This window comes from Mesorhizobium sp. M4A.F.Ca.ET.050.02.1.1, assembly GCF_003997725.1.
GTDB lineage: Bacteria > Pseudomonadota > Alphaproteobacteria > Rhizobiales > Rhizobiaceae > Mesorhizobium.
On sequence record NZ_RZSG01000134.1, the window covers coordinates 1 to 10,963 of the forward strand.

At 58.9% G+C, this 10,963-nt stretch carries 17 protein-coding genes; 2 read left to right on the forward strand and 15 right to left on the reverse strand.

Going from position 1 to position 10,963, the window contains the following annotated elements; translation table 11 throughout:
* Positions 1–109 precede the first annotated feature (109 nt).
* Entirely contained in the window at positions 110–397 is a 288-nt protein-coding gene (locus EOA33_RS11985; protein WP_127405710.1) for a hypothetical protein, read from the reverse strand.
* Between the two features lie 144 nt (positions 398–541).
* On the opposite strand from EOA33_RS11985, the gene EOA33_RS11990 reads away from it, so the two are divergent.
* Positions 542–1,147, forward strand: coding sequence for a hypothetical protein (locus EOA33_RS11990; protein ID WP_127405711.1), 606 nt, complete (start codon positions 542–544; stop codon positions 1,145–1,147).
* Here the strand turns inward: EOA33_RS11990 and EOA33_RS11995 are convergent.
* From EOA33_RS11995 to EOA33_RS12050, 12 genes are all read right to left on the reverse strand, one after another.
* Positions 1,144–1,338, reverse strand: a complete 195-nt coding sequence (locus EOA33_RS11995; RefSeq protein WP_127405712.1) for a hypothetical protein — start codon at positions 1,336–1,338, stop codon at positions 1,144–1,146. The genes EOA33_RS11990 and EOA33_RS11995 overlap by 4 nt on opposite strands.
* Positions 1,335–1,874, reverse strand: a complete 540-nt coding sequence (locus tag EOA33_RS12000) for an HK97 family phage prohead protease (RefSeq protein WP_127405713.1) — start codon at positions 1,872–1,874, stop codon at positions 1,335–1,337. The genes EOA33_RS11995 and EOA33_RS12000 overlap by 4 nt, the downstream gene beginning before the upstream one ends.
* Entirely contained in the window at positions 1,875–2,057 is a 183-nt protein-coding gene (locus EOA33_RS12005; protein WP_127405714.1) for a hypothetical protein, read from the reverse strand.
* Complete coding sequence (locus tag EOA33_RS12010) at positions 2,047–2,619, reverse strand: hypothetical protein (RefSeq protein WP_127405715.1); 573 nt, start codon at positions 2,617–2,619, stop codon at positions 2,047–2,049. The genes EOA33_RS12005 and EOA33_RS12010 overlap by 11 nt, the downstream gene beginning before the upstream one ends.
* The gene (locus EOA33_RS12015) at positions 2,619–3,146 is read right to left on the reverse strand and encodes a hypothetical protein (protein WP_127405716.1); all 528 of its coding nucleotides are present in this window, start codon (positions 3,144–3,146) and stop codon (positions 2,619–2,621) included. Before EOA33_RS12015 ends, EOA33_RS12010 begins: the two co-directional genes overlap by 1 nt.
* Before the next feature lie 259 nt (positions 3,147–3,405).
* On the reverse strand, positions 3,406–4,503 hold the full coding sequence (locus tag EOA33_RS12020; RefSeq protein ID WP_127405717.1) for a hypothetical protein: 1,098 nt from the start codon (positions 4,501–4,503) through the stop codon (positions 3,406–3,408).
* Between the two features lie 830 nt (positions 4,504–5,333).
* A complete protein-coding gene (locus EOA33_RS12025) occupies positions 5,334–5,627 on the reverse strand; it encodes a hypothetical protein (protein WP_127405718.1) in 294 nt (97 codons plus the stop codon).
* A complete protein-coding gene (locus tag EOA33_RS12030; RefSeq protein WP_127405719.1) occupies positions 5,627–5,968 on the reverse strand; it encodes a P27 family phage terminase small subunit in 342 nt (113 codons plus the stop codon). Before EOA33_RS12030 ends, EOA33_RS12025 begins: the two co-directional genes overlap by 1 nt.
* Before the next feature lie 297 nt (positions 5,969–6,265).
* On the reverse strand, positions 6,266–6,460 hold the full coding sequence (locus EOA33_RS12035) for a hypothetical protein (protein ID WP_127405720.1): 195 nt from the start codon (positions 6,458–6,460) through the stop codon (positions 6,266–6,268).
* Between the two features lie 72 nt (positions 6,461–6,532).
* Positions 6,533–8,497, reverse strand: coding sequence for an AAA family ATPase (locus EOA33_RS12040; RefSeq protein WP_245482312.1), 1,965 nt, complete (start codon positions 8,495–8,497; stop codon positions 6,533–6,535).
* A complete protein-coding gene (locus tag EOA33_RS12045; RefSeq protein ID WP_127405721.1) occupies positions 8,478–8,741 on the reverse strand; it encodes a hypothetical protein in 264 nt (87 codons plus the stop codon). The genes EOA33_RS12040 and EOA33_RS12045 overlap by 20 nt, the downstream gene beginning before the upstream one ends.
* A gap of 106 nt (positions 8,742–8,847) precedes the next feature.
* Entirely contained in the window at positions 8,848–8,997 is a 150-nt protein-coding gene (locus EOA33_RS12050) for an AlpA family phage regulatory protein (RefSeq protein ID WP_127405724.1), read from the reverse strand.
* Here EOA33_RS12050 and EOA33_RS38975 point away from each other — a divergent pair.
* Positions 8,969–9,241, forward strand: a complete 273-nt coding sequence (locus tag EOA33_RS38975) for a hypothetical protein (RefSeq protein ID WP_190234259.1) — start codon at positions 8,969–8,971, stop codon at positions 9,239–9,241. The two genes, EOA33_RS12050 and EOA33_RS38975, sit on opposite strands and share 29 nt — an antisense overlap.
* 4 nt (positions 9,242–9,245) lie before the next feature.
* Here the strand turns inward: EOA33_RS38975 and EOA33_RS12055 are convergent, their stop codons facing one another.
* Positions 9,246–10,496, reverse strand: a complete 1,251-nt coding sequence (locus tag EOA33_RS12055; RefSeq protein WP_245482313.1) for a site-specific integrase — start codon at positions 10,494–10,496, stop codon at positions 9,246–9,248.
* A 128-nt stretch (positions 10,497–10,624) separates the two neighbouring features.
* Positions 10,625–10,963, reverse strand: a 339-nt coding sequence (locus EOA33_RS39705; protein WP_210212568.1) for a hypothetical protein, incomplete at its 5' end; no start/stop codon positions are given.

Genomic DNA, 10,963 nt, shown 5'->3' on the forward strand with positions numbered 1-10,963 from the left:
CGTAGGTAGTGTGGTCTGGATTTCGGGGACTTCTGGAACGGTCGGTGCGGTTGGTGTTTCCCAGCCGCCCCAACTACCGCGGCCAGGGCGACGTGGCAATCCTCCCATTTTATTGTCCTGCTCCGGCCAGCGCAGCCTCATCTTCGGCAAGCCACTTTCGCTCGAGCGCGTAGAGCGCATCCAACTTGCGACGGCGCGCCTCCAGATCGAGACGCTTCTCAAGCTTGTCGAGTTCGGTGGTGAGTTCATCCCACTGGGCGCGGGTAAGCATAGTCGCAAATGAGTGCGCACTCTTGCCGGCTCTGGCATCTTCGTCACGCCAGACGCGCACTTCAACTTTGTCAATGATGTCAGCACGGCTTCGCGGTCGCGCCGTGGCGCGTTGGATGGTGGTCATGTTTTGATTCCTTTGGAGGTTAGGCGGCCAGGCGCGCATGGCTGTGCGTGCCGCGCTAGGCTGCTGTTCGCGTAGTCTACGCCCTGAAACAAAGGCTGTGAGGAAGACTACAAGCCGAGTTCTTTGGGCGCAGAAGATGCTAGTATGCAGAACAGCGACGGCGGCTGCATCGGAGTAATGACTATGGGCGGCGGATTCACTATGGGCGGCACTGTCCAGCCTCAGCCACCGGCTTATGCTGCTGCGATAGGAGCAATCTTAGAGCAGCAAGAGAAGAAGGAAACTGACCTGGCCAAGCGGGTACTTGACGAACGCATCGCCATATTATCGGCGGCGTTTGACAAAAGTGTTGCCTACAATAACCTGATATTGATAGGCGGATACGCGGGAGCCTTTACTATTTGGTCTAACACGAAGTCGCTCTTGCCGGCCAAAGCCGCCTTGCTTGTGGCTATTTTTCTGTCGATTTCGCTCTGTACGTTCGTTATATTTGAAATATACAAAATGATCGTTAGCTCTAGAATCATTTTGAAACAGAGAGCCATCATTTTCGCCAACCACCCGCCAGATGTTTTCCTGAAAGAAGTAGCGGCCGAAGCACAAAGGGCGAAGAAAGACTGGCTAAAGTGGATATTGCCACTTTGGGTTGTCAATCTGGTGGCGGCAGTTTCTTTCGCCTTGGCCGCAATCTCCCTTCTTTTTTATAACTTCCTAGCGTCTCTCGTTGGCTTCAGCCAATGGCCCATCTAGGCTACCGCCTCGAGCGAATGCGCGACTTTCTTGATAACCGTTCCGGTGAAGTCGGTCACAATCCAGAATGACACACGCTGACCCTCATCAAACCACTGGCAGGGGCCAGCGACTTTCAAACGCTCGCCGTAGTCAAGGATGACTTTCGGCTCGATGCCCGAGATGAAGGTGCCTTCTGTGCGCGGCCTCATATAGCGATACCTCTGCGGCGCATCGCGGCCTCCCGCTCGGCAACGCGACGGCGTGCGTTGGAGGCGTTTGCCATTGGGGTTGTGTCGGCGGAGCGCTCGAGGAGGGTTGCGCTGGTGGTCGGATAGGCAGGGAGCGAGACGATGCTGATTTCAAATAGCATCGCTTCCTCGATGATGCGCAGCGGCAACTCGTAGTCATCTCCCTCCAGCCAGGTTTCCCTGGTTGGCGCGAATGAAAAACTGCAACCGGAAATGTCCTGTCGACGAACGTTACCGAGTGCAGTCAAACCATCAGGCGTTGACTCATCGACGTACAGCGTGAAGTCGAGGCCGATGCGATCAGGACGAAGCTCGAGTGTGCCCGCGGCCGTCCTACCAAGGACTCGATTGTAATCATGTCCGTAAAGCGCAAGCACATCGGGGTAATCTCTTAGCGATTTCTCAAATGCAGATGGCGCGACTTTCTCCCGCCAGAGCCCGGATATCACTGTTTCTTCGTTGAAACGGACAGCATAACCAGTGATTATCTTCGACATTTACTTCCTTCCGGCTCGCTTTTCCATTTTCGCAAGCTGAATCCGGCGTGCAATCAATTCCGCGGACTCGTCCGTCGACGAATGGCTCGCTGCACCGGGCAGCTTGACGGCACGTTTCGATGGCTTGCGGCGTCCGTTCGCGATGGCGCGTTCCACGCGGGTTTCATTGCCGTTAAGCTGCATAGCCGCACTCCTTCAAAAACCTAGAAATGTGTCCGTCGCGGGCGTCGCCGAGGAAGAACGGCTGCGCACCAAAATGGGAAACGCCAATATCTTCAGCTTCGATTTCCATAGCCAGGTCGTTCAAATCCCTGTGCGCCTTCTGCACAACGGCGAGCGTCTCGCACAACTCGCGCTGGCGACGATCCCACTCTGGTCGAACGAGCGCGATTGCCTTCCGCACCGCGGGGGTTTTGGCGTCTCGGATCCGCTGCTCAATCGCGCGCGAGGCCGTCTCGTGGTCAGCCTTGTCAGCCCGCACTGCGGCCAGTTTCTGGCGGTTCGCGGACTTGGCGGTCGGACCGTCGCCGAGCAGGGCGGCTACGCCGGGGCGAACGTCCGGGGTGGTGTCCGCTGCGATGTCTTTCTCTAGCTGCCGCTCTGTGGCGATAAGCATGCGAAGCCCTTCATTCAACTCGCCGCGCTTTGCCAGTAGGCTAGCATAGACGTCATCGCATTCAGCCAAAGACGGAACATGGAAGGGTTGAGCCGGCGCGGCTGTGGGTTTCTTGAGGAAGGAAGCCATTATTTGCTGTCTCCGAATAGTTTTTCAGCGGCGAGCGCGATTGCACTCGTCGGTATGGTTGTGGCGCGCCGCTGCTTATTGCCTTGCCAGTGGCCGGCGAGAGCACCGGCAGGCAGGAAGCGAACGATGCCGTTGCGTGTGTGGAACACGACTTCCGGCCAGGTCTCACAAATTTCGACTGCGGTGATTGGCGACGTATCGGGCGACCAAACAAGGTCGTGCAGATAGTCGAATGCCGTACGCTTCGACGGCCGAATTGCTTCAGGCATGACGTCCACGTCCACGCCGTCTGGAACACATTCGAATAGCTCGACGGTGCGGTCAGCGACAGCGCGTAGCGGCGCGCCGGATGCCATGGCGAGAAGTAGGATGGCGAAGTCGCTGGGGTTGATGACGACGGCAACGCCAGGCGCGCCAGGTTCAATGAGTTGCGCCTCGAGCAGTCGCTCCAGAACCGTGCCCGCGCGGGCCGCGCGAAAACCGCAGTCGTGTTGAAGAGCCGCCATGGTGGCGGCGATATTGGCCATATTCGGCACTCCTAGTTTTTGGGAATTTTGGGTCAAACAAAAAGCCCGCGTCTCGCGCGGGCCGGCTTGGAAAAAGAAAGGGAGCCAATGGCTTTCACCTGGCTCCCAATTGGTCCCGCCTGCACTACTGGTACAATGACGGGGTGCCGTCACGTCTGGCGTCGTGGCGGCTTACGCGTCCAGCCTGGGACCGGACGACGCAAAACTGAGTGGAAGTTACTTTCCTATCCTCACCGTAACGGCAGAGCCGAAAACGGCACTATGCGGCTATGTTATCTCGTCGCTCTGGCATTTTCTCGCCGGTGATTTCAGTGACCACCGACCATGCTTCTTTGAGTGCGGCCTTCACCGCCTTCTTGACGCCATTGCGCGAAAGATCCGCCGCCTCAGCTATTTCGGTGTAGGTGCAGCGCGATATGGCTGCATCGATAAGGCGAAGCGAGCGCTCCGACATGCGCTTGCGGAATTCCTTCTCCGCATCGCCGCGGCGGATTTCTTGTATGACTCCATGCTCCGGCGCCGCCGTGCCGCACTCACCCACACCCTTGGCCGTCGAAAAGATGCTCAAATCGCCGTACACTCTCGCACCCAATGCGGCGTACCGCGTCCATGTCACCCGTTGCCAGCCTGTGAGTTCTGTGCGCTCGCAAGCCGCAGCAAGCTCCGCAGCGGCTGCCGCGTTCTTGGGTGCGTGAGAGCGCCATGGCGTGGTGCCGTCGCTGAAGTATTCCTGCCGCGGTGGCTCGGCTACGCCACGCAATACGAGATACCTGTCGACATGGAGACCCTCGCGCATGTCCTTACGATGCGCTGCGGTGAGCTTACACCCGCCCGCTCCGGAGCGTTGCCGGAACGTGAACCAGCCGCCAGATAGCTTGTCGTTTTCGACGTAGTCCTCGATGACTTTCTCGGCCTTCGGCTGCTCAAGGGCATAGTCGAGGCCGAAACCGTCGCCCATCTCTACATCGGCGCCTTCGGCAAAATTGTCGTTCGCCGCCATCATGCCAGTCGGTGCCGTCAACTGGCCAATCGAGCGCAGAACGAAAGCGGCCTCGACATCCCCCTCGGCGACGAGCCGGGAGAAGATATCGCCTTCGTAGTCGCGGGTTGCGCCAGGCGTTGCCTTGCGCGCGAGGTAGTCGGAGTCCGGGCCGTAATTCGCCTCGCCCTTCCATCGCCTGTCGACATTGTTGTCGTTTGCTGCTGCGTACCGCGAGCCAAGCCAGTATTGCGCGTCCGTTTCCGGCTCGACTGCGACAGCGTCTCGCGGTTGGCTCTTCGACGTCAGCCAGTTTCCCGGCTCTGCCGGCCAGGTACACGGCTTGCCGCGAGAGGCGTAGTTGTCGTTTTGCGCCACCCATGGCGACTGCTTCAGCGTCTTTGTCGACGTGTAAAGGCGATGGCCGCTCGGCAGCGCCGCGCGTCTGTTGAAGATTGACATGAATTCAGAGTTCCCCAGGTTTTCGAGCCGCCAGACTCGTTTCGATATGCCGGCTATGCCGGCGAGCTTGCCGCCTTCAGGCGGTCTTTGATTTGTCGCTATCTAGGCTTGAGAGCCTACGCAAACACTAAATATAGTGTTAACAGACCATTTTTTCCAGAATAGGCCCTCTTGTAAGCTGGAATTGCCATCACCATCTTCATCTCGACAACGGAAAGAGCCGCGTGCCCTGAGGGGAGCCGATGGCTAAAGAAATCCCCTCAAAGCATGGCTGGGTAAGGTGCGAAAAGCGGTTCATTTGCAGTCCGCCGCGCCTGAGTATGGAGAGACCCGTGAGGGCCTTGATCGTTCTCGAAACCAGCCGGTCGACTGGAAGCGTTCGACTAGGGATTGATCTTCGGATCAGTCTTGCATCGGTCGCACTGCTACTCAGTCGACTGTTCTAAAGGGAAAGCCCGGTCCTTTGCGGCCGGGCTTTTTCTTTGCCTAGTCCGCCACCAGCCTTCGATACACCGCCACCGCCTCCGGCATTAATGAGCCCTCCTGCCGCGGATGATGGCAGCAACACCCCCGCCAACAGCGGTTGAACCGGCGCACCGGCTTCATCGAGCAGGTCCGCAAGACGAAGGAACTCTGGCCAAGCGCTGGCCGGCTGCCGCGGCTCGCTGGCTAGGTAGGCATCGAAGGCTTCCCGCAACGCAGGCGTTACGTCGAAGTCGACGCGGACTGCGTGCTTTCGCTTTGTCTTAAGCCGCCTCACGTTGCCTCCGCAGCACTTCGTAGATGTACGGCTCTGATTGTTCTGGCCACGTGTAGAACGGCGACCGCGGATCTCGCCATGCGGCCTCGAGTTCGTCGCAGTGGTCATCCCAGATTGCGAGCATCGTCTCATCTTCGATCATGCCCGGTCTCGGCGCTGGGTCGAAACCATAGTCACCCAGGCATTCGAAATAGTCACGCCCAGCTCGCATCAACAGGTCGGCGTCAACCAGCGGGATTTCGGTGCGCTTGGAGCGGCGCTGTTTGATGCGACGGACCATCAGCGATATTCCCTTGTCCTTGGCGGTCGGCTGTCGGCAGGCGCATCGACGTCTAGTGCCAGTTCACGGATGAGCCTGGCGAACGCGATGCGAGCCGAATTGTTGATGGAAACTTCCGGCCTTTCCTTTGGCTGGCCGAAGCGATCGTTGAAAGTCTGGCCGTCTCTATCCAGAACCTCTCGCGCAGTCTGGGCTTGGTCCCAGGCTTCGGCCGCCAGTGTGAGAAGGCGCACGTGGTGGCCGTCGAGTTCGTAGTTTTCGGTAACGGATTTGAACCACTTCTTTGTCGCTGGACGTAGGTGGGCGGGCGGTCTTGTCGCCTGAATCGTATCTGATTTCATTCTGATTTCACCTGTTCTCAGGCCACAACGCCTTGTTTCTCAAAGCGAGGCCAAATATTTTCTCAACCGGTCCCTTGCGAATGCGCACGATGGGGTTGCAAGCGGTCCGTGGCTGAATCGCGCCAGAGATGGAGTCACCCCCTCCCGGTCGCGCTCACCGGCTGGCCGCCTTGCGGACGGTCGCCTCAGTCTGCGGCTCGTTGTCGTTGTCGGGCTTGAGGTCAGGTCTGAGCTTCCAAAACGCTTCCCAAGACAGGTAGCGCTTACTCACTGTTTCGTGCGCGGGGGGTGCCTTAATCATGTTCGCCTCACATAGAGTTCGCATTCAAGCATGCGGTCTCGGCCGTTCAGCGTCTCGACAATGTAGACCGGCTCGTCATCCTGCATGGTCACACCGAGCACGCGCACAGGTTCCCAGACGGAGTCCATGCCGCCTTTATCGTTGGATTTAAACACCTGCCGCTCGGCGGCGTATGGTTCGATTGCAAACATTTCTGTGCTTTCACTGTGTGTCTCCTCTGTTGATGCATTAGACTGGTTAGAGTGGTTAGAGTCCGATCAACTCTAATCGGTATTACCGGTCTTACCTGGGTGCGCGTAAAGTCCATACGAGACCTTCACGATCTCGCCGTCCTTCACCATTTTGGTCAGCAGCACGTTGAGGTTTGCCTTTGGCTTGCCGATGACCTTGGCGATATCAGCGGGCGACATAGAGCCAAGCGCGTCCTCAAGGGCGGCAAGCACTTGGCGCCGTTCGGCGCTGCGCTTTACCTCGACGGCGTCGCCAAGGACCGACCACCTGCCGTTGTCAAACAGCAGCGCCTTCTCCATTTCCTCGATGTCGCGACCGCGGCCGTAAAGCTTTGGCCCATCGGCATCGCGATTGAGAACGAGGATAGAGTCGGCCGCTCCGGTTAGACCGTTGGTGCCGGATATCATTTCGAGCGGATCCGACGCCTCCATCTTCCTGACGTGCGTGACTACCATGACGGCCAATCTGTGCTCGCCTGCCCATTTCTGGAGCGGCGACAGAGCAGCGTAATCAGCCTCGTAGGAGTCTTGCGTTTTTTTCTTCGCAGGACGAACCATCGCAAGTGTGTCGATGATAACCATTCGAGGATTGGCAGCCGCCAGCCGCCAAGCCTCTAGTCGGTCAATTAGACCGCCATCGATCTTTGGCGCTTCGGTATCTAGCTCGAGACGCGATAAGTCCGGCCTCAACTGCTTTACCGATGGCAGTAGCGTCCTGAGCCGGTCCTGCAGGCGACGGCGGTTGTCTTCTAGCGCCATGTAAAGAACGTCGCCTTGGTCGCAGTGCTGGCCAAGTACGGGGCCGCCTGAAGCCACTGCGATGGCCACAGCCAGCGCAAGCCAGCTTTTGCCAAGCTTCGGTCGACCGCCAAGAATGGTAAGGCCCTCGGCAATCGCGCCGGGAACAACATAGGCGACTGGTGGAAAGTCCATCGACAACAACGTCTGCGCATCGATAGCCGTAGAGGGGCGATTGTCGTTCGCAGGCTTCGGCGTCGGCTTGTTGGCCACCCTGCCCGCCATTGCCGACCACGCCGCGCGCTGCTCACCATGCTTGGCGCCGTGTTTCGTCCAGCATCGTGCAAAGTCCGCCTTGGCTCGCTCCTCCGTTGTATACCTGGCGAGCCAGTCGCCCGTCGCACTGAGAAACAGAGCGAGTGCAGCCTCGGCAGTGTGACCATCAAACGCCAGTTGTTCGGCCACGGAAGCTGCGTGGGCCGACCGATCGCCAACATCATTGGCCGCCAATAGGCGCGCCGCTTTTTGGGATACCTTTAGCGAAGCTACGTCAGGAAGGTCGCCCATTGCGATCGGTGCCGGCTCGGCGTGGGTTGTCGACCACGACGCGAGCGCATCGGTCAGCGCCTCGACGCTCGTCAGTTCGCCGGCCCACGCCTGAGCGACCGTAACGCAAACGGGATCCGGTGAGCGCCCGCGCTCAAGCTTCTTGCGGTTCGGCCAGTTCAGTGTTCCTGGCACACGCCACACGTGGGTTACATCGGCAGTGCCATTGTCAGAACCGGTAGCTCGCTTTAGCGCCTCAGCAAGCGGCTTGGCCTCGGCCGGCTTTAGCGGCCTATCGAACAACCAAAATGGTTGGCCATTGCCTGGCGACGTCTCAAGGATCAGGTTCGGCTCAATCGGCAGGTCGCCAATCTTACCGGTATCGCCGTCCATGTCCGCGACAAGGCCGAGGACTGCCACGATATCCGCCTCGGTTCCGCGCTTGCCGCGGGCCAGGCCCTTACGCATCACCTGAAGGCCGACGTAGACATTCGCATGCGGCGTATCGATGTGCGCCGCGATCGCGGCCACCATGCCTTCGACGTCGCCGACAGGGTGGTGCGTGACCGTGCCGGGACGATCCTTGTCGGCCGTCGCGGAGGCGTGAAAGGTTGAGACTACGAGTATGCCGTCGATGCCGGCAGCAAGCCGGTGAAGAATTTCGACGTGAGTGCGGACGTCCGGTGTGTTTTCCTCAGGCTGCGGCTTGGTCATTCGCGTCAATCCCTCGCAGCGTCATTTGGACTAGTTCGCGGCGTAGCGCCGGCTCCAGGCTTAGAATTGGAGCATTGTTTTTTGCAGGCGGGCCGTAGACCAGATATTGGCCGTCTGGTGCCTTGATAAGAATGCAGTCGTAAATCACGACGCCGGCCACCGGTTCGAATTCGAACTTGGCAAGCGTAGTGAAACCCCGCGGCGTTGGCTTCATGTCGAGCCGCCGCGCGTTTCTAATGCGCATGTAAGATTGTCCAGTTGGTAGTTCGGGGTTGCGGGCGCCGTTCGTCGGCTGCTCTTTTGTTATGGTGGTGTAGGTGCGCTCACTGCGTGAAAATCGCAGTGATGGCTTAGGCAGCCCTCGCCGCGATCTTGTCGGAGATCCAAGCGCGCACCTCCGACGCGACGAAAGCGACGCGCTTTTCGCCGAGCGGAACAGCCTTGGGAAAGCGTCCCTCAAACCGATATCGGTTGATCATTGACCTGCTCAAGCTGGTCATCTCTGCGGCACGATTGAGCGAAACCAATTCGAAATTGTCGTTCACGAATCCTCCTCATCGCGCGGAACTCTCCGCGCGCAGCAGCTATGATTTTCAATTTAGGCTGGGAAGGTTGACCGACGCTTTGCGCCGCCTCAGTCTCGTTGAGGCCTACGACCAATCTGGCGACTCAAACGGCATTGCCGTCACTGTCGTCTATAGGCGTTTTCGCCTTCTGTGTCAAGCAGAATTAAGCCGTTCCTGAAATGTCAAGCAGTTTCTTTGGCCTTTGTTTTGCCGCAGTAGGCAGCCCAATCGTCAGCGAGCCGATGCCTCTTGGCCAATGCATCGCCGCGCGCATAAGCTCGTTCGGTGGCGTCTCCTACAGCATGAGCAAGAGCCATTTCTGAAAGCTCGCGCGCATGGTCTGACACTTCCGTTGCCCAATCTTTGAACGTCGACCGCATACCGTGCACCGTGGCTACTTTCGGCCCGCCGTCACTGTCGACCTGCTTGGGGTCAATCCAGCCCTTGCGACCAGCCTTCACCTCCGCGGCATGCATGCGCTTGATGACGGCGGCAAGGGTCATGTCGGAAAGCTCCCCTCCCCGCACCGCAGGAAATACCAGGGGATTGCCTTCAAACCGAGAAGCAGCTTTAAGCAGCGCTACCGCGGCACTGGAGAGTGCCACGCGATGTTCTTTACCTGACTTCATGCGCTTTGCAGGGACGCTCCACATTCTCGCGGCGAGGTCGATTTCGTCCCATTTCGCGCCACGTACCTCTCCGCTCCGTGCGGCCGTCAAGATTGCGAACTCGACAGCGCGAGCGCCCATGCCATCGACCGCAGCAAGTTTCTTCATGAACACAGCCACGTCCTTGTATGGCAACGCAGCATGGTTGCCACTGGAAAGTGGGTCTGGCTTGTGCAGCACATGCTCGAGATTGCCCTTCCAAGCGGCTGGGTTGGCACCGCTGCGCAAGCCCTCAACCGAGGCTGCGTCAAGGACGCTCTCGACGCGCTCACGTAACTTCTCCGCCGTCTCCTGCTTAACACCCCACAATGGACGCAGGATCGAAAGCACGTCTTTTACACCAATGAGTGCTATCGCCTTGGACCGCAGGGGCGCGGCATGGTTGGATAGCGTGTTGCGCCAGCCGGCTTCCGTCTTGGCGCCGCGCCAGCGGCCTGCCTTGACGGCTGCATCAACGTAATCGTCACAGTACTCGCCGAATGTCTTCGCGAAAGATAGTGCTTTCGCCGCCTCAATGGCCTCGACGCCTTTTCGGTGCTCGACTGGATCTGCGCCCTGGCGCAATCGCGCCCTCGCCGCCTCGGCCTTCTCTCGAGCTTCAGCGAGGCCGACCGTGTGTAGCGGACCAAGCCCCATCTCACGGCGCTTGCCGCCAAAACGGTAGTCGAAAATCCAGTACCTGCCCTTGCCCTTCGTCACCAGCCACAGCCCGCCGCCGTCGCGTAATTTCTTGGCCTTGCTGGACTCGATTTTCTTGACCGTCAAAGCGTTCCGAGTATGGCTCCCCATGTCATCTTCCCCGCTTTTTCCCCGCTATTGGGTCCGTTGCTAGCAGTAGACGATATGGTTAGGCTTCGCAAGGAAATCCTCACTTATGATGCGTTTTCAAGCCGTTATGAGGCGGCAATTTTTGCCAAAGTGAACGATAAGGTTACAGCATAGGCTCCGGCCCGGGGAGCCAACAATTTCAAGATTTGCAGAGTTTTCAGGATTGGCCGAAGACGGCCGATCCACGGCATATTTGCGCAATTCGACTTCGCCAGGCGCCGAGTTGCACGCGGAATCGATCGGCGTTGGCTCGCGTGCGGCGTGCTTCCTGCGGGATAGCTGGCGACCTCGGGAGAAGCGGTGAGCACTCCGATTGCCGCTCGGCGATGACCAGCGAGTACGACCGAGAGCGATGACAACGAAGCAGCGACCTCGCCGCTCCATTCGCGGAGCGGCGAGGCACC

Excerpts from the sequence above, each read along its gene's own strand:
- EOA33_RS12035 (WP_127405720.1), bottom strand. The coding sequence starts at position 6,460 with ATGTTTGCAATCGAACCATACGCCGCCGAGCGGCAGGTGTTTAAATCC.
- EOA33_RS12030 (WP_127405719.1), bottom strand. The coding sequence starts at position 5,968 with ATGAAATCAGATACGATTCAGGCGACAAGACCGCCCGCCCACCTACGT.
- EOA33_RS12045 (WP_127405721.1), bottom strand. The coding sequence starts at position 8,741 with ATGCGCATTAGAAACGCGCGGCGGCTCGACATGAAGCCAACGCCGCGG.
- EOA33_RS12005 (WP_127405714.1), bottom strand. The coding sequence starts at position 2,057 with ATGCAGCTTAACGGCAATGAAACCCGCGTGGAACGCGCCATCGCGAAC.
- EOA33_RS12050 (WP_127405724.1), bottom strand. The coding sequence starts at position 8,997 with ATGACCAGCTTGAGCAGGTCAATGATCAACCGATATCGGTTTGAGGGA.
- EOA33_RS11990 (WP_127405711.1), top strand. The coding sequence starts at position 542 with ATGCAGAACAGCGACGGCGGCTGCATCGGAGTAATGACTATGGGCGGC.
- EOA33_RS12015 (WP_127405716.1), bottom strand. The coding sequence starts at position 3,146 with ATGGCCAATATCGCCGCCACCATGGCGGCTCTTCAACACGACTGCGGT.
- EOA33_RS11985 (WP_127405710.1), bottom strand. The coding sequence starts at position 397 with ATGACCACCATCCAACGCGCCACGGCGCGACCGCGAAGCCGTGCTGAC.
- EOA33_RS12000 (WP_127405713.1), bottom strand. The coding sequence starts at position 1,874 with ATGTCGAAGATAATCACTGGTTATGCTGTCCGTTTCAACGAAGAAACA.
- EOA33_RS12040 (WP_245482312.1), bottom strand. The coding sequence starts at position 8,497 with ATGACCAAGCCGCAGCCTGAGGAAAACACACCGGACGTCCGCACTCAC.
- EOA33_RS11995 (WP_127405712.1), bottom strand. The coding sequence starts at position 1,338 with ATGAGGCCGCGCACAGAAGGCACCTTCATCTCGGGCATCGAGCCGAAA.
- EOA33_RS12010 (WP_127405715.1), bottom strand. The coding sequence starts at position 2,619 with ATGGCTTCCTTCCTCAAGAAACCCACAGCCGCGCCGGCTCAACCCTTC.
- EOA33_RS12025 (WP_127405718.1), bottom strand. The coding sequence starts at position 5,627 with ATGGTCCGTCGCATCAAACAGCGCCGCTCCAAGCGCACCGAAATCCCG.